This is a genomic window from Cystobacter fuscus (assembly GCF_044360685.1).
Lineage (GTDB): Bacteria > Myxococcota > Myxococcia > Myxococcales > Myxococcaceae > Cystobacter > Cystobacter fuscus_C.
This window is the reverse complement of record NZ_CP043491.1, coordinates 4,026,653-4,043,161: the sequence shown is the minus strand read 5'-3', so window position 1 is coordinate 4,043,161 and position 16,509 is coordinate 4,026,653. Positions and strand designations below refer to the sequence as shown.

Genomic DNA, 16,509 nt, shown 5'->3' with positions numbered 1-16,509 from the left:
ATTCCAACCCTCTCTCCGGCTAGCGATAGACCTCGAGTTCGCGCCAGGCGACCCAGCCCGGGCTGGTGACGGTCTCGATGCGGATGTACCGCCCGGAGATGCCACGGCCCAGGAGGTCGACCTCCAGCCACACGTTGTCGGACGTGACGTCATTGAGCGTCGACACGAGCGAGGCCGGGGCCGGCGTGTTGCCGACATAGATCCTGTGAGTTGTCTGCCCGGCGGGAGATTGCGAGGTGAGCAGCCGGAGCTTCTTCACGACGGTGGTGCCGCCAAGGTCCAGTTCGATCCACCGCGACGGCCCTGCTCCCGCGTTCCACTGGGTGCCCACGTTGCCGTCGATGGCGCTCGAGGGGGGCGTCCCGGCGTAGCTGCTCTGCGCGGACGCCGCGACGGGCTGCACCTTCACCAGTTCATGGACGACGAGATCGTCCATCCGGCCCTCGAAGTACTTCCCGAGTTGCTTCGCGGCCCAATAGAAGCCGATATGCGGGTCGGCCTGGAGGCTGGCCTTGAGGAAATTGCCTGGCTCGCCGAAGCGGGGCACGCCGCCGGCGTCCGGCATCTGCATCTGCACCCCGTTCACGAAGTAGCGCCAGCCACCCCCCTCGGGCCCGAGGTAGTCCAGGCGCAGATCGTACAGGACACCTCCGGGAACCTTGATGACGTTGCCTTTGGCATCGCGAAAGAGCCGGTAGTCGCAGGGGGCCCAGCGGCCCACCTGGTAGAGCTGACGGCCCAGGGCATCGACCTCTCCCGTGGAGTCGAAGGCAATCTCGCGGTAATCGGTCTCGGAGGCAATCAGCGTCACGCCCATGAAGCACCCCTGCTGCGTGTCCTGGCAGTGGTCGGGCGCCATCTTCACCGTCGCCGTGAGATAGCGGCCCCGGTCAAACGTGCGCCGGCTGATGAACGCATGGCCATCGTCCGAGGTGCCCCGCTGCGCATGGGTGTAGAGCACGCCGTTGCCCACCGCCCAGGCCTGCGTTGCCCCGGTGCCCTGCCACGTCAGCGGATAGCTGCTGCTGGCGAAGAAGTTCCAGGTATCCGAGCCGGGCACGTACATCGAGACGTTCTCGGGGTCGGGACCATTGGGGTTGGCGCTGCAGCTGATCAACCCGCTGAAGGACACCCCGTTCTGGATGGTCATCGAGTTGAAGTCCTCGCGGAACTCCTGGGCCCGGCTCGCTCCGCTGGACAGGATTGCGACGATGGCCAGACCTCTCTGCACGCGATTCATGGCGCCTCCAAGGCGTTGTGCGCCTTGATGTAAGTCCGTTGCAGCTGGAGTATCCCAGGACTGTCCACGGATGGAAGCAGGGCCGTATCGAGCTGGAGCTACCTGCCGGGCGCACGCGCCAGAAAAGAGCGCGAAGCAGGCGGGAAGGCGAGCCTTCTTATACGCAACCAGCTGTCACGGGCGTGGCGAGGAGGCGCAGGGGCTTTGGGGGGGAACCGAACCAGTGGAGCTTGTCCGCAAGCGCGGTGACGTTGCCCACCACCGCGAGCACGGGAGAGGGCAGCTCGATTCGCTCCATCCGAGACAACTCCTTCAGTGTCCCCTTGTAGATGGTTTGATTCGACCGTGTCCCCGACAGGATGAGCGCAAGGGGCGTGGAGGGGGGGCGCCCCTTCTTCATCAATTCACGCGCAATCTGGAGGATGGTCGACCCGCCCATGAAGATGACGAGCGTGTCGGCCCCCTGCGCGCCCACGGTGTGCTCGTGGCCCGCATGCCCGGTCACGAAGGCCACGCTCGAGGCATGGGAGCGATGCAGCAGTGGGATCCCGGCATACGCGGCGGCGGCGATTCCGGAGGAGACGCCGGGGATGACCTCCCACTCAATGGCTGCGTCCACCAATGCCTCCGCCTCCTCTCCTCCACGCCCGAAGATGAAGGGATCGCCTCCTTTGAGGCGAGCGACGATCTGCCCTCGCCCTGCCCTCTCGATGAGGATGCGTTGGATCTCCTTCTGGTCCATGCAGTGATGCCCCGCGCGCTTCCCACAATCAATGACCTCGACGCCTTGGCGCGCGTGGGCCAGCACCTCGCGGCTCACGAGCTGGTCCACCAGAATGACATCACTTTCCGCCAGGGCCTCGACAGCCCGCAGTGTCAGGAGCTTCGGATCTCCAGGCCCCGCGCCGATGAGATAGACTTTCCCGTGGTTCATGCCGGCATCCTCATGTCGTGGTGTGCACGAGGCCCGCCCACTGCGATCTCACCCATATCTGCCTCAGGATTTGGCTTCACGGGAAGCTCCTGCTTCGGAAATGAACCGGGCGAGGCTGACGATCATCGCCCCCATCTTCGGACGCTCCGGCACGACATGGGGTGTCACTCCGGACGCCTCCAACGCACCGGCACACGTCGGGCCAACGGCGGCCACCACGGTGTCGTTCCGCAGCGCGGATATGAGCGCCTCGGAGCGCCCCAGCTCCGAAGCCACCTGGAAGAGATGCCTCACCTGCACCTGGCTGGTGAAGGCAATCGCCCCCACCCGGCGCTCGATGAGTTCCTGGACCAGGGACTGGAGTGGCCCCAGATCCTCCGGAAGCTTCCATTCATAGAGACATGTCTCCTGGATGCGAGCCCTCCAGCCCTCGAGCGCCTGGAGCAGGGGCTGATTGCGCTCGCCATAATGGAGGAGGACCACGCACCGGCCCTCCAGGTCCAGGGGAGCGAGCGCCTCGATGACATCTCCGGTGGTGTAGGGCTCCTCGACTCGAATGGATGGCTCGAGCCCCTCCTTTCTCAGCGCCGCGTGGGGCTTGGAACCCCGGCACACCAGGGTGGCCCGGCGCAGCCGCTCCAGCAACTCGGCTTTGCGCCCGAGCCGATCCGCCGCCTGGCAGAGCGCTTCCACCCCGGCACCCGTCAAGAGAACGACGACGGGCGAGGACTCGTGCAAGAGCACGTCGAGCAGCGCCGCGACCTCCTCCTCCGCCGACACGCTCTGCTGTTCGCGCACGGCGGGCACACAGTACGGCTCCCCGCCGTGGCGACGCACGAGCGTGGCCAGCTCGCCCGTCATCCGGCCCTCGAGCAGGGCCACTCGCACTCCCTCGAGCCCGCTCACGAGTCCTCCACCCGCAGGAGGATCTCCCCCCTGTCGCTCAGCTCGACCGGGTAGGTCTTGAGTGAGCCACAAGAGTGGCCCACGGCGAGCCCCGTCTTCACGTCGAACTTGTATCCGTGCAGGGGGCACACCAACACGTTGTCGCCCAAGAGCCCGTCCGCGAGCGGCCCCCGCTGGTGCGGGCACTCCGCCTGCGTGGCGAGGAGCGCTCCCGTCCGGGTACGGAACACCGCCACGGTGCGCCCCTCGACGATGAAGGTCCTCCCCTCTCCCGGGGGAACCCGGGTGGCCAGCCCGAGGTTGTACACGGCCGACATCGATTGAGCCTGCTCGAGTTGCATTGCTTATACCTCCGCCTTCACCGGCCGCGCGCCCGAACCGGATGCTTCGGACTCCATCGGCAAGGTGTGAGTGAACTGAGAAGGATGATGTGGGCGCACCGCCTCCTCCCAGGGGTCGACGAATGCGTCCACCGCCGCCTGGATATCCGCGTCGAGCCTGGCGGCGAGCTTCTCCTCATCCTCCACGAGGAGGCGGCGGAGCTTGTCGATGCCGACTCGCTCGACGAAGTCATGGGTTCTCTCCAGGTACTTTCCATGCTCCCGGTAGTACTGCATGAACCGTCCCATGTACTTGAGAACGTCCTCGTGAGTGTCCACCACGCAGAGGATGTCGCCCTTGCGCACGCGCGCGCCCGCCGCTCCTCCCACATGGATTTCCCATCGGCCGCCCTCGATGGCGACCGCCCCCAGGTCCTTGGTCGTCGCCTCGGAGCAGTTGCGCGGGCAGCCAGCCGTCGCGAGCTTCATCTTGTGGGGGGACTCGAGGCCCTGGAATCGCTTCTCGATGGCGATGCCGAGCGCGGTGCTATCCCCCAAGCCATAGCGGCAGAACGCACTGCCCACGCACGTCTTGCAGGTGCGGAAGGACTTGGCATAGGCGTGCCCGGAGGGCATTCCCAGATCGCGCCAGACCTCGGGCAATTTCTCCTTCGGGATGCCCAGCAGATCGATCCGCTGCCCCCCGGTGATCTTCACCATCTTGACCTCGTGCCGCTCGGCCACATCGGCGATCTGCCGGAGCTGGGCTGGGGTCGTCACGCCGCCGAAGATGCGGGGAACCACGCTGAAGGTGGCGTCTCGCTGGATGTTGGCATGCACCCGGTCATTGATGAAGCGCGCATCGCGCTCGTCCTCATAGTCCTTGCCCCAGAGCGTCTTGAGGAGGGAGGCCAGCCCGGTCTTGCTCGCCACGTCCTCCCGTCCGTCCGCGAGCGCGTCGAACACGGCGGAGACGCTGCGCAGCCCCCGAGCCTTGATTTCCGCCACGAGCTCCGGCTTGGAGAGGGGCACGCCGGGGACATAGTAGTGGGCGGAGGGATCCTCGACGGCGTTGTCGCCCACGGCATTCTCGAGCAGCGCCTGGACGTCCTTCTTGCAGGAACCGCAGCCAGTCCCGGCACGTGTCGCATCGCACAATTTCTTGAGCGTGCGGTGGCCCTTGTTCACGGCCGCGACGATCTGCTGCTTGGAGACTCCGTTGCAGTTGCACACCTGGGCGGTGTCTGGAAGCTGGAGGACGCTCGGGGTCGAGGATTCCCCCGAGGAGGGGAACAGGAGCTCCGAGCGGCTGTCGGGCACCTGAGTGTTCCGCTCGAACGCATTCAGGAGGTTGGGAGCGGTCGACGTGTCCCCCAGGAGGATGGCCCCTGTCAGGCGCTGATCGCGGACGATGAGCTTCTTGTAGATGCCCCGCGTGGCATCCATATAGGTGACTTCCTCGTCCTGCTCGCTCGTCACCTCTTGGGTGCCCATGACGGCCAGCTCGATGCCCATCACCTTCAGCTTGGTGGAGACCTGCGAGCCCGTATAGAGCGCTCGGGGGTTGCGGCCCGACAGGCGGTCGGCGAGCACCTGGGCCTGCTCCCAGAGCGGAGCCACCAGGCCATAGACGCGCCCGCGGTGCTGAGCGCACTCGCCCAGGGAGTAGATGTTCTCGTCGTTGAGCGTGCGGAGGTCGTCTCCGACGACGATGCCCCGCTCCACCTGGATCCCGGCCTCACGCGCGAGCTCGACGTTGGGGCGGATTCCCGCGGAGATGACCACGAGGTCGCAATCCAGCGAGCTCCCGTCATCGAAGCGCAGACCGCTGACACTCCCGTCGCCGAGGAGCTCCCGAGAGTTCTTCTTCAAGTGGACGTGGAGCCCCATGGCCTCCAGCGAGCGCTGCAGGATGGCTCCGCCCCTGGCATCGAGCTGAACCTCCATGAGGTGCCCCTTCAGGTGAACGACATGGACTTCGAGGCCGAGCTCCAGCAACCCGCGCGCCGCCTCCAGGCCCAGCAATCCCCCGCCGATCACCACCGCCCGCTTCGACCTGGCGGCATGGCGGTTAATGGCCGTGCAATCATCCAGGGTCCGGAAGACGAAGACCCCCTCCTTGTACTGGCCGCCCTCGTTCTTGAGACCGGCGAGCGGCGGCACGAAGGCGCTGCTGCCCGTGGCGATGACGAGCTTGTCGTAGTGCTCGGTGATGCCCCCGGTCCCGTGGACGAGCTTCTGGCGGACATCGATCCGCTCGACCCGCACGCCGGCGTGCAGCGTCACGCCTTTCTCCAGGTACCAGGAGAGCGGGTTGATGAAGATGTCCTGTGGGTCATGGGTGTTGGCCAGGACGCCAGAGAGCAGGATGCGGTTGTAATTGCCGTAGGGCTCGTCACCGAACATGACGATGTCGAAGTTCGCCGCGCCCCCGCGCGCCAGCAGCTCTTCCACCAGGCGCGCGCCTGCCATTCCGTTGCCGATGACGACAAGCTTCTCCTTCTTCACGTTGACTGTCCTTTCTTACGAGAGGGCTGCTCCACACGGACCGCGCATATCTTGAATTCGGGCATCCGGCTGATGGGGTCCAACGCCGGGTTGGTGAGGAGGTTCACCGATTGCTCGCCCCCCCAATGGAACGGGACGAAGACGGTGTCCTCGCGGATGAGCTGGGTCAGGTTGACGGTGAAGCGCGCGGAGCCGCGCCGCGTGGAGAGCGTCACCTCATCCCCATCCTCGACCCCATACCGCCGGGCCGCCGCCGGGTGCATCCGGGCGATGGCCCTGGGGGCCAGTTTCTCGAGCTCGGGCACACGCCGCGTCTGTGTCCCGGACTGGTATTGGGCCAGCAATCGTCCAGTGGTCAGGTACAGCGGATAGTCCGAGTCCGGCGTCTCGGAGGGAGGCTGGTGCTGGACCGGATGGAAGCGGGCACGTCCGTTCGGAGTGGCGAAGCGCTCGGAGAACAACCGCGGCGTCCCAGGATGGTCCTCGCTGGGGCAGGGCCAGAAGAGCCCGCCGGATGCCGCGATGCGCTCGTAGGTGACTCCCGCGTAGTCAGCCAGGCCGCCGGCACTGGCTCGGCGCAGCTCCTCGAAAACCTGGCGTGGCTCGCTGAATTGGAAATGCGCCCCTTTGCCAAGCCGCTCCGCGAGCGCACAAAGGATTTCAATGTCCGTGCGGACTTCCGGTGGCGGCTGGAAAGCGCGACGCCGCAGGAGGATGCGCCCCTCCAGATTGGTCATGGTCCCCTCCTCCTCCGCCCACTGCGCGGAGGGGAGGACCACGTCCGCGAGCGCGGCCGTCTCCGAGAGGAAGAAGTCAGCGACCACCAGCAAGTCGAGCGCGCGCAGGCGGGATTCGATCTCACGAGCGTTGGGGGCGGAGACCGCCAGGTTCGAACCGATGACCAGCAGCGCCCGGATGCCGCGCTCCTGACCGATGGATTCGAGCAGCTCGTACGCCGACAACCCGGGACCGGGGAGCTCCTCCTCGGGGATACCCCAGACAGACGCGAGGTGACGCCGTGCCGCCGGGTCATCAATCTTCCGGTAGCCGGGGAGCTGATCCGCCTTCTGTCCATGCTCGCGCCCACCCTGCCCGTTTCCCTGTCCTGTAATGCAGCCGTAACCACTGAAGGGCCGGCCCACCGTCCCAAGGGCGAGCGCGAGGTTGATGTAGGCGAGCGTATTGTCGACACCGTGAGCCTGCTGCTCGGGGCCTCGGCCGGTCAGGATCATCGCCGTGCGGGCCTTGCCCAGCAGGTGCGCTGCCTGGACGAGCTGGGCCTCCGGTACGCCGGTGATGCGCTCGACCCGCTCGGGCCAGTAGCCAGCCACGAGCGCCTTGACCCATTCGAAGCCCTCGGTGCGGGACGCGATGTATTCGCGGTCGACGAGGCCGTCGCGGACGAGGATGTGCAGCAGCCCATTGACCAGAGCGGTGTCCGAGCCTGGGATGAGGCGCAAGTGCAGGGAGCCCGCCTGCGCCGTGGGCGAGCGGCGGGGGTCGACGACGATGAGCTGACCGCCATTGGCGCGTTGTGCGTCGAGGTATTGCATGAAGGGGGGCATGGTCTCGGCCATGTTCCCGCCCGCCAGGAGCACCACCTCGGCGCCGGGAATGTCCTCGAGCGGGAAGGGCATCCCCCTGTCCAGGCCGAACGCCTTGTTCGAGGCCGCCGCGGCCGAGGACATGCAGAACCGGCCGTTGTAGTCGATGTTCGAAGTACCGAGCGCGACCCGGGCGAACTTGCCGAGCAGATAGCCCTTCTCGTTGGTGAGCGCTCCGCTGCCGAAGACGCCCACCGCGTCCCTACCGTGGCGCTTCTGCGTCTCGCGGAGCCGTGTGGCCACGAGCGCGAGCGCCTCGTCCCAGGTGGAGGGCTCGAGGACACCGCGAGCATTGCGTATCCAGGGAGTCTGAAGACGCTCCGGGTGGCCGAGCACGGAGCCCGCCGTCCATCCCTTGACACACAGCCGCCCCTTGTTGACGGGAAACGTCTCGTTCCCCGCCACGTGGACCTTCTCACGGGTGCCCGAGAGCTGGACGCCACACTGGAAGGCGCAGTACGGGCAATGAGTCGCCACAACACCATGGTTCGCGGGACCCTGAGGCATACGGTTCCACCTTCTCTGCAAACGGGACGCTGGCGTTGACGAGGACTGTCATCAGGCCAGCCCGAAAATCAAAATGAATAGCCAGACAAGGACTTGCTTCTTCGGGCCGGAGACTTGCCAGTTTTCACCGCGTCCTCTGCGCCGAGAGCCGCGAAGGCAACGCTCTTGGACGTGCCCGCCTCGAGCGGTCAGCCTTCGAGCGGCCGGGCCCGGTATCGAAGCCTCGCTCCGCGGAAGGCGAGCACCCGCCGGACACCGTGCATCGCCATACCGAGTAGTTCCGCTTCATCACGGCATCACCTCGCGGCCCGGCGCTCCGAGCAGTGAGAAGGTTTGGAATCAACCTGTCTCCACTGCATTCAACGGGCCAGCGCGGAAAGCGGGTGGAACGGCCCTGCGTAGCAGCGCCCGTGCTGCGTCCCGGGAGGACACGCGCTCGGAGCGCATGAGGCAAGTTGCCCCCACGAGGCATTAAGCCCCGCATCCACGAGGAAGGCAGCTCGTCGAACTCGATGACCGCGCGTCTGCCCCAAAGGGGGGGCGAGGGTGTCAAGGAGTTTGAACAGCACGCGCTGAATCACGGAATTGATCAACGCGCGGGAACTAACGGCTATCTGTAGCCCTACTCATCAAGGACCGAGGAGTCTCTACCCCCGTCGGCCCGCCGGAAAAGCCCGGCAGCGTCCCCCCCTCGCCACCTGCCTCACACAGACCCACGCGAACACCAATGCATGTCGGCGTGGCACACAGCCCTGGGGCCCTGTCCGTCTTCGACAGGGCCCCCATCCCTCTCATGCGCAACCCTCTCTCCTGCCCGCTCGGGGAGAGGGCCCGGTGACGCCTACTTGCCCGAGGCGGCCTTCACCGCGGCGCTCGCATCCACCAGGCCATAGCCGAAGATGGAGTCGAAGCCCGCCGTGCCCAGATCCTTCGCCGTGCTGGTCAGGTAGCTCTCCACCTGGCTGTTGGAGAGCGTCGGATTGGAGGACCAGATGAGGGCCACCACGCCCGTCACGTGCGGCGTGGCCATCGACGTGCCGTCGTAGTGGTCATACGCGGCCACCTGGTTGAGCAGCGAGACGGTGCTGCCCACCTGCGCCTTGAGCGCGGCGCCCGCGGTGTCGGACACGCTCACGGCCGGGATCCAGGCCTTGCCCGCCGAGGTGGTCTCCGTGGTCAGGGTGCCCATGAAGTCGCCCGCGGCGTTGTTGTAGAGGATGGCGCCCACCGCGCCCTGGTTCATTGCGTTGAGCACCTTGTCCGAGAAGCTGAGGGTGCCGCGCTGGATGAGGGCGATGTTGCCGGACACCGAGGCGGGGCACTCCCCCACGTTGCCCAGGCCGCAGTTCACCAGCGTCCTGCTCAACCCCGAGGTCTTGCTCGCGAACGTCAGGCCGAAGGCCCGGGCGGCTCCAGCGCCGCTCGTCACCTCCGCCTCCGAGCCCTGGCCCGCCGGCACCGAGGAGAGCACCAGCACGCCCGGTCCCGACACGTCGATGCCAGTGCCCGAGTTGGAGAAGCTGGCGTGCGCGTTGTTCACGTCCACCGCGCCCACTCCGATGTTGCTCGTGTAGGCAGCCGGGTAGGAGACGCGCGTGGCACTGTCATTGCCCGTGGCCGCCACGATGAGCGCTCCCTTGGTGCGCATCTCATTGTAGAAGGTCTCCTCGGTGCGCGACTTCGTGCCGCCACCCAGGCTCATGTTGACGACGCGGCATCCGGCCGTCTCCACCAGGTAGCGCACCCCCGCCATGATGTCCGAGGAGTAACCACCGGAGGGCCCGAGCACGCGCGCGTGGTACAGCTCCGCGCCATACGCCACGCCCAGCACGCCCGAGGTGTTGTTGGCGCCCACGATGGTGCCCGCGACGTGCGTGCCGTGCGTCTCGTTGACGTCGCCGTTCCACCACGGATCCATGTCGTCACTGACCGTGTCGATGCCGCCCTTGTAGACGGGGGCGATGTCCGGATGCGTGTAGTCCAGCCCCGTGTCCGCGATGCCAATCCGGATGCCCGTGCCGATGACTCCGCGCGCGTGGGTGTCCGTCGATCTGGTGCTCACCAGGCCGTACAAGCCATTGGAGAGCGACGGCACCAGCTGCGCGTTGGCCAACGCCTGCGGCTTGCGCAGCAGATCCTCCTCCACGTACTCCACGCCCTGCGCCCTCGCCAGGGCCTCGGCCCTCGCGGCCGGGACCTCGATGGCGATCACCTTCAGCTCCGCCAGCTCCCGGCGGATCGTCGCCCCCTGGCCCCGGAGCATGGCCCGCTCAGCGGCCCCCGGCGTGCCCTTGAACCCCACCAGCAGGCGCACGGAATCCTTCAACTCGGCCGAGGCCGTGGACTTCGCCTCGGCCTGGAGATCCTCCTCGGCGGCATTGCACGCGGACAGCAACATCAGAGCGGCGAGCAGAGATGGCTTCTTCATTGAAGACTCCTGACGTTACGGGGATGGGACAGGACGGCTCGTGAAGCCGTCTCTCTCATTTCTTGAGAGATTCTCAGGGCACGAGATTTCTACATTCCCGTCACACGGGAATCAAGGCTTCCTGGGAAGAATTTCTTAATATCTGATAACCGCCTACCCGAACATCCAGGAAGGTCCAGGTGGGGCGTGGACACACCTTCTGGTGCGGACGGAGGCCCGCGGCTACGGCAAGAGGTCCTGTGAATGCCGCGGCTGGCGTTGGGAAGGGGTGTCTTGGAAGTAAGAGTGACCCGCCCCACGGGTGCGCTCGGCCTGATGGCCAGCTCAACGTGGCCGGAATCCCTATCAGGCGCGGCGCGCGTCGCTCTTCTGCATGAAGGTGACGAGCAAGTCATTGAACTCGTCGGAGACCAGTTGGGAGGTGTGGTTGTCGCCGAGCAGCAGCGCGGCCGAGCCCGCCTGTCCGCGCAAGTACGGGTGGCAAGGGCACTTGGGCTCGGCTGGCTGACTCTGGAACATGAAGCGCGTGAGAACGTCTGGTGGCTCGCTTCTCCAGCATTGACTCGCCAGACGGTGCGGACGACAGCCCGTTCTGGCGGCGTCGGAGCTGAAATTCTCCGCGCTGCTCAGGCGTCTCTCTGCGTGCTCTTCATGGAAGATTCGTCCTCCAATCACCCGTCTTTCCCTTGTGCGGGCAGCGGTAACGACCAGCCCTCTCACCAGGCCACGCATCCCCGCTCGCAGGAGGACCTGGCGGACTTCGTCGACTCGGCGGCCCTGGGCCTGCATTGGGTCGCGCCCAATGGAACCATCCTGTGGGCGAACAAGGCGGACTACGAGCCGCTTGGCTACACGGCCGACGAGTACATCGGCCACAACATCACCGCCTTCCACGCGGACGCCCCGGTCATCTCGGACATCCTCCAGCGGCTCACGCGGGGGGAGCGGCTCCTCGAGTACCCGGCACGGCTGCGGTGCAAGGACGGCTCGGTGCGCGAGGTCTCCATCTCCTCGAGCGTCCGCTTCGACGAGACAGGGAAGTTCCTCCACACCCGGTGCTTCACGCGGGACGTGACCGAGCACGCCCATGTCGCACGCGCGCTGCGCGCGAGCGAGGAGCGCTTCCGGATGCTGCTGGCGGGAGTGAAGGACTTCGCCATCTTCATGCTGGATGCGGGTGGCCGAGTGGAGACGTGGAACGAGGGCGCCGAGCGGCTGTACGGCCATACGATGGAGGAGCTCGTCGGGCAGCACGTCTCGACGCTCTACACGCCCGAGGACCTTCGGGCGGGCCGCGTGGAGGAAGAGCTCGCGGCGGCCAGCCATCACGGCCGGTCCGAGTCCGAGTGCGAGCGCGTGCGCAAGGATGGGAGCCGCTTCTGGGCGAATGTCGTCACCGCGGCGCTCCGGGACGAGGAGGGACGGCTGCGGGGCTTCGCCAAGGTGACGCGGGACGTGACGGAAAAACGAAAGGCGGAGGAGGAAAAGGAGCGGCTGCTGCGCGAGCTCAAGGCGGCCGTCGCGGCCCGCGACGAGTTCCTGTCCATTGCCTCGCACGAACTCAAGACCCCACTCACCTCGGTGAAGCTGAACCTGCGCGCCCTGGAGCACCGCGCGGAAAAGACGGCCGAGCAGACGGAGGGCGCGGGGAGCCGCAGGCTCGTGCGCATCCACGGGCAGATCGACCGGCTGGCGAAGCTCGTCAACAGCCTGCTGGATGTGTCCCGAATCACCGCCAACCGGCTCGACCTCCATCTGGAGGAAGTGGACCTCGGAGAAGTGCTCCAGGATGTGCTGGGGCAGTTCAAGGAGGAGCTGGACCGGGCGGGATGCGCGCTGCACCTGAGAACCGACGCGGGCGTCGTCGGCCGGTGGGACCGGCTCCGGGTGGATCAAATCATCAGCAACCTGCTCTCCAATGCCATCAAGTACGGGCCGGGCAAGCCCGTCGAGGTGGATCTGCAGCGATTGGGCAAGAGCGCGCGCCTCGTCGTCCGGGACCATGGCATCGGCATCTCGGAGCGGGACCAGGAGCGCATCTTCGATCGATTCGAGCGGGCGGTGTCGAGCCAGCACTATGGAGGCTTTGGCCTCGGGCTGTGGATCAGTCGGCAGATCGCCGAGGGACTGGGAGGCAACATCACCGTTCACAGCCAACCGGGGCTGGGCTCGACCTTCGTCGTCGAGCTCCCTCTGAGTGGGCTACCGGGCGGAGAAGAGTGAAGCCCGGAACGCGAAATCGCCGAGCGGCTCAGTGCATGTGCTTGCAGTGGCCGAGGAAGCGCACCAACTCCGAGTGGAACCAGGTCGGGGAATCCAGCATCGGCCAGTGACTCGCGGTCTGCAGCACGGAGTGTGACAGCGAGGGCCGCTGGCCCACCAGCGTCTCCGGGCCGGTGGCGGTCACCAGCGCGTGGGTGGGCCCCGTGAAGCGCTCGAAGGACTCGTCCGGGTTGTAGCCGAAGAGCGACTCCATGTTTGCGGCGATGGCCTCCCGCCGCGAGGTGCGCAGCGTCTTCATCACCAGCGTGCGCGTCTGCTCCTTCGCCTTCAGGAGCAGCGGCGAGAGCCAGTGCTCGTGGAAGCCGCCGTACTTCGTCTCGCTGAAGTTCGCGAGCCAGGCCTCCGCGTCCTCCTTCTTCTGGCGGCGCAGGTCTCCCACCGGCTCGACGTAGAGGAGCCCGGCGAGCCGCTCGGGGAAGTACGAGGCGAAGGCACCGGCCACCGCGGCCCCGAAGCCGTGGCCCGCCAGGACGAACTTCTCGGGCAGCAGCGCGTCGGCCACGGCGGCGACATCCTCCACCGCGGATTCCACACCGAAGGGGCCATGGGCGCCCCCGCTCTCGCCCAGCCCGCGCAGGTCGAACGCGACGCTGCGGGTCGCGAGGCCATGCTGCGTCTCGGCCCAGTGCGTCCGGTCGCCGGCGATTTCATGCACGAAGAGGATGGGGAGGCCTCCATCGCCTTCGACTGTCGCCATCAGCCGCCCCGCGGGTCCGGGGACGCTCACCGTCTTCGGTTCCTTGTGTCGCATCTTTGGCTCCCGGCCCCCCCAAGAGAAACAACAGGGCCTTCTTCCAAGTCTGCGCCTACTCCCGTGAAAACGAGACGCGGCCAGGGCCCGCACGCCCACTCCCGAACAGTGGAAGCACGGGGCCCAGGCCTACGCGCCCTCCTCCACGACCAGGGCCGCGAGGAACAATTCGTAGGTCAGCTCAGCGACGGGCCGCTTCTCGCGGCGGGCCTGTGTGCGCAGCGCCTTCGGCAGCGAGCACGGTTTGCCCCGCTCACCCTCCCGCATCCGCACATAGCCCCGCTCGGAGAACCCGAGCACCTGCCAGCCCCGCGCGCGGAGTGCCTGGCTGAGGTCGTCAGTGAGCTGGTGGTGGATGGCCTTGGCCATCGGCAGCAGGCCGAAGATCTCGCTCGACCAGCCGTCTTCCTCCTCGCGCCAGCCTCGCGCACGCAGGTAGTTGGCCTTGCGGGCCAGCGAGAGCCCTCCGACGTGGCGTTCGAGCTTCATGGCTCTATATTCGCTCCCCTCTTGAACGATCCAAAGGGCTGGCTCTCGGTGCTCGATGTTCGGGATGGCAAGCGCTACTCCCCGCGAGAGGTACAGGCTTTACTGGGCTGCGCGCCCGCCGACAAGTGTGAGGGAGTGGGTCAAGCCCAGTCCCGCACTTGCATTGAGTGGGTGTCAGAGCGTCGCGAGCCAGTGCTTGTACCGTGCGGCTCGTCCCCGCGCGGCCGCCGAGAACGCCTGCTGGACCACCGCGGTCACCGGACCCAACTGCCCGGTTCCCACCGGTCGCCCCTCCAGCATTCGCACGGGCAACAACTCCGAGGCCGTTCCCGTCGTGAAGATCTCATCGGCGGACAGACACTCCTCCCGGGAGATGTCCCGCTCCTCGACCCGGTACCCGAGCTCTCGCGCGAGCGTCATCACCGCGTCCCGCGTCAGGCCCATCAGGATGGAACGCGAGGACGGCGGTGTCACCACCACCTGCTCCTTCACCATGAACAGGTTTTCTCCCGTGGTTTCGCAAACCATCCCATCCTCGTCGAGGAAGATGGCCTGCTTGAAGCCTGTACGGATCGCCTCGGAGTACGCCACCACGCTCAGCGCATAATGCCCACACATCTTCGCCTTGTAGAACGCCGCGTGGGCCTTGGGACGGACATAGGGAGAGAACTTGGCGTTCGTTCCTTCCTGCTGGCTACGATCCGAGTAGCCCACCCATGGGAAGGCGATGACCGCCACCCGGACGCGGTTGAGCCAGTGGGCGAAGATGATGTTCGGCTCCGAGACGAAAACCAGCGGCCGGAGGTAGGCGTCCCGCAGGCCATTGGCACGCACCACTTCCTTGCAGGCCCCGAGGAGCGTGGCGCGATCGAACGGAACCTCCAGGAAGGCCGCACTCGCCGACGCGAAGAGCCGCTCGATGTGCTCCTCCAGCCGGAAGAGCGCCGTGCCTCCGTCCGCCTGCTGATAGGCACGAATCCCCTCGAAGACTCCGAAGCCGTAGTGCAGGGTGTGCGTCATCAGATGGGTGGTGCCGTCATCCCATCCGGTGAGCACGCCATCCAACCAGAGCGCCTGGGTTTTCTCGATCATCCATGGCCTCGTCAGTCCACCCGCCAGGTGACTTCAATTCCCTGTCAGGCTTCGGTGAAGATCTTCTGGGGGTTCAGCAGGTTCTTCGGGTCGATCAACGCCTTCATCTTCCGTTGCAAGGCAATGGCTTCCGGAGAGAGTTCCCAGCCGAGGAAGCTTCGTTTGGCATGGCCAATGCCATGCTCTCCGGCGAGCGTGCCGCCCAGCGAAAGGACCGTCCGCATCAGGTCCGCTCGCATTGCCTCCATGCGGCGCTCCTCGGTGTCCTCCCGGTCCTGCTCCACACCGCGCAGCAGACCGATGTGGAGGTTGCCATCTCCGGCATGGGCCAGGGTGGACGTGGGGATGCGGTAGCGGGCGGACAGCTCGTCCAGGCGGCTGAGCGCGTCCGCGATGCGCGTGCGGGGCACGCACACGTCCTCCACGCGCATCCGTGGGTAGGTCTTCACCAGCGTCGGGTACACGGCACGCCGCGCCGACCAGAGCGCCTCGCGCTCCCGCGCCTCGGTCGAATGCCGCTGCTCGAGGGCCCCCACCTGTTCACAGGCCCGGGCACAGGTGTCGAGCACCCGGCCCAGGGCCTCGTGCTCCTCGTCTAGCTCACACAGCAGGAGGGCACCCGCTCCTGGCGGGAAGGTGTGGTTGCCATGCTGGTGGAGCACGTCGATGGAGGGCGCGTCGACCAGTTCGAGCGCGCAGGGCCGGAAGCCAGACTGAAGGATGCGCGTGACCGCGCGTCCGGCGTCGACCACGGTCCGGAAGATGGTGAGCAGGGTGGCCCGGGCTTTCGGCTCGGGGATGAGCCTCAATGTCACCTCGGTCGTGACGCCCAAGGTGCCCTCACTGCCCACCAACAGCCCCGTCAGGTCATAGCCGACGACGCCCTTGGTGGTGCGGCGTCCGGAGCGCAGGCGCGAGCCATCGGGCAGCACCGTATCCAGCCCGAGCACATACTCGCGCGTCACCCCGTACTTGAGGGCCCGGGGTCCCCCCGCGTTGTGGGCCACGTTCCCTCCGATGGAACACGTCCCGAGCGAAGCGGGATCCGGCGGATAGAAGAGCCCCCGCTCCGTGAGCACTTGCTGGAGAGTCCCCGTCACCACGCCCGGCTCCACCACGGCGACGAACGCCTCCTCGTCGATCTCCTTGATGCGTTGCATCCGCTCGGTGGACAGCACGACGCCACCGCGGACAGGCAGGGCCCCACCCGTCAGGCCCGTGCCCGCGCCACGCGGAGTGACTGGGAATCCATACTCGTACGCCAGCCGCAGCACCGCGGAGACCTCCTCCGCCGAGGAGGGCACCACCACGGCCTCGGGCGGAAAGGGACCCAAGGTGCTGGCATCACGGCCGTAGTGCGCCAGGGACCGTGCATCCGAAAGCACCTTCCGCGCGCCAAGGTGCCGCTCGAGCAGGGCAGCGAGGTCCGTCTGTGCTGGCATACATT

The 16,509-nt window shown here is 66.7% G+C and carries 13 protein-coding genes; 1 reads left to right on the top strand and 12 read right to left on the bottom strand.

Annotation, left to right across the window (positions count from 1 at the left end; genetic code table 11):
* Nucleotides 1-19 precede the first annotated feature (19 nt).
* From F0U63_RS16590 to F0U63_RS16555, 8 genes are all read right to left on the bottom strand, one after another.
* Nucleotides 20-1,240 carry a discoidin domain-containing protein gene (locus F0U63_RS16590; RefSeq protein ID WP_395846892.1) on the bottom strand — a complete coding sequence of 407 codons (1,221 nt, stop codon included), beginning with the start codon at nucleotides 1,238-1,240 and terminating at the stop codon, nucleotides 20-22.
* A gap of 157 nt (nucleotides 1,241-1,397) precedes the next feature.
* Nucleotides 1,398-2,174 carry a uroporphyrinogen-III C-methyltransferase gene (gene cobA / locus F0U63_RS16585; RefSeq protein ID WP_395846891.1) on the bottom strand — a complete coding sequence of 259 codons (777 nt, stop codon included), beginning with the start codon at nucleotides 2,172-2,174 and terminating at the stop codon, nucleotides 1,398-1,400.
* 63 nt (nucleotides 2,175-2,237) lie between these two features.
* Complete coding sequence (locus tag F0U63_RS16580) at nucleotides 2,238-3,080, bottom strand: uroporphyrinogen-III synthase (protein ID WP_395846890.1); 843 nt, start codon at nucleotides 3,078-3,080, stop codon at nucleotides 2,238-2,240.
* Complete coding sequence (locus F0U63_RS16575; RefSeq protein WP_395846889.1) at nucleotides 3,077-3,421, bottom strand: Rieske (2Fe-2S) protein; 345 nt, start codon at nucleotides 3,419-3,421, stop codon at nucleotides 3,077-3,079. Before F0U63_RS16575 ends, F0U63_RS16580 begins: the two co-directional genes overlap by 4 nt.
* Nucleotides 3,422-3,424: 3 nt before the next feature.
* On the bottom strand, nucleotides 3,425-5,908 hold the full coding sequence (gene nirB, locus F0U63_RS16570; RefSeq protein WP_395846888.1) for a nitrite reductase large subunit NirB: 2,484 nt from the start codon (nucleotides 5,906-5,908) through the stop codon (nucleotides 3,425-3,427).
* Entirely contained in the window at nucleotides 5,905-8,019 is a 2,115-nt protein-coding gene (locus F0U63_RS16565; protein WP_395846887.1) for a molybdopterin oxidoreductase family protein, read from the bottom strand. The genes nirB and F0U63_RS16565 overlap by 4 nt, the downstream gene beginning before the upstream one ends.
* Before the next feature lie 841 nt (nucleotides 8,020-8,860).
* Nucleotides 8,861-10,447: a S8 family serine peptidase gene (locus F0U63_RS16560; RefSeq protein WP_395846886.1), complete on the bottom strand. Its 1,587-nt coding sequence runs from the start codon at nucleotides 10,445-10,447 to the stop codon at nucleotides 8,861-8,863.
* Nucleotides 10,448-10,792: 345 nt separating this feature from the next.
* On the bottom strand, nucleotides 10,793-10,966 hold the full coding sequence (locus tag F0U63_RS16555) for a hypothetical protein (RefSeq protein ID WP_395846885.1): 174 nt from the start codon (nucleotides 10,964-10,966) through the stop codon (nucleotides 10,793-10,795).
* 132 nt (nucleotides 10,967-11,098) lie between these two features.
* Here F0U63_RS16555 and F0U63_RS16550 point away from each other — a divergent pair, with 132 nt between their 5' ends.
* Nucleotides 11,099-12,670 (top strand): PAS domain S-box protein, encoded by a 1,572-nt coding sequence (locus F0U63_RS16550; RefSeq protein WP_395846884.1) that lies wholly within the window; start codon nucleotides 11,099-11,101, stop codon nucleotides 12,668-12,670.
* Nucleotides 12,671-12,698: 28 nt separating this feature from the next.
* On the opposite strand, the gene F0U63_RS16545 is transcribed toward F0U63_RS16550, so the two are convergent.
* The 4 genes from F0U63_RS16545 to F0U63_RS16530 form a co-directional block, all read right to left on the bottom strand.
* Nucleotides 12,699-13,481 carry an alpha/beta fold hydrolase gene (locus F0U63_RS16545; RefSeq protein ID WP_395846883.1) on the bottom strand — a complete coding sequence of 261 codons (783 nt, stop codon included), beginning with the start codon at nucleotides 13,479-13,481 and terminating at the stop codon, nucleotides 12,699-12,701.
* Between the two features lie 129 nt (nucleotides 13,482-13,610).
* Nucleotides 13,611-13,970 (bottom strand): hypothetical protein, encoded by a 360-nt coding sequence (locus tag F0U63_RS16540; protein ID WP_395846882.1) that lies wholly within the window; start codon nucleotides 13,968-13,970, stop codon nucleotides 13,611-13,613.
* A 174-nt stretch (nucleotides 13,971-14,144) separates the two neighbouring features.
* Entirely contained in the window at nucleotides 14,145-15,062 is a 918-nt protein-coding gene (locus tag F0U63_RS16535; protein WP_395846881.1) for a branched-chain amino acid transaminase, read from the bottom strand.
* 44 nt (nucleotides 15,063-15,106) lie between these two features.
* Nucleotides 15,107-16,504 carry an FAD-binding oxidoreductase gene (locus tag F0U63_RS16530; RefSeq protein ID WP_395846880.1) on the bottom strand — a complete coding sequence of 466 codons (1,398 nt, stop codon included), beginning with the start codon at nucleotides 16,502-16,504 and terminating at the stop codon, nucleotides 15,107-15,109.
* Between the last annotated feature and the right edge of the window lie 5 nt (nucleotides 16,505-16,509).